The sequence below is a fragment of the Streptomyces sp. DH12 genome (assembly GCF_020873895.1).
GTDB lineage: Bacteria > Actinomycetota > Actinomycetes > Streptomycetales > Streptomycetaceae > Streptomyces.
In genome coordinates, this window is record NZ_JAHWGT010000461.1 from 1 (window position 1) to 606 (window position 606).

Here is a 606-nt window from a genome sequence, read left to right on the forward strand (position 1 = left end):
GCGAGCAACGCGGCCGCGGAACCGGCCGCGCCCGCGGTGGGGTTGACGACGGCGGTGAACTGTCGCATCGGGATGCCTCCGGGGTACGGGCCGAGGGGGTGGGGTGGATGTGCGGGGCGCCTGGGCGGGGGCAGTGAGCAGGAGCCCGGTCCGTCAGTCGGAGGGCAGCAGCACGCCCGGGTTCAGTACGCCCCCCGGGTCCAGTCGGTTCTTCACCGCGCGGAGCGCCTCCGCGCCGAGGGGGCCGACCTCGCGGAGGTACCAGTCACGGTGGTCCGTGCCCACGCCGTGGTGGTGGCTGATGGTGCCGCCCGCGGCGAGGATCGCCTCGTTGGCGGCGTGCTTGGCGCGCGTCCAGTGGGCCACGGGGTCCTCACCCTGGGCGGAGACCACCGTGAAGTAGAGGGACGCGCCGTTCTCGTAGACGTGGGAGATGTGGCACATCACCAGCGGCGGGGTCCCGGCGTCGGTGAGGGTGGCGGTGAGCGCGTCACGGACGGCCGTGTACAGCCCGGGGAGGCCGGACCAGAACGTCGCCGTCTCCAGCGTCTCGGCGAAGGCTCCGGCGTCGAGAAGGGCGTCCCGCAGATAGGGCGCCGCGTAGCG

The 606-nt window shown here is 73.8% G+C and carries 1 protein-coding gene; it reads right to left on the reverse strand.

Annotated features, from left to right (window positions below):
* Positions 1-153: 153 nt before the first annotated feature.
* Positions 154-606, reverse strand: a 453-nt coding sequence (locus tag LPA54_RS35175) for an FAD-linked oxidase C-terminal domain-containing protein (RefSeq protein ID WP_306806589.1), incomplete at its 5' end; no start/stop codon positions are given.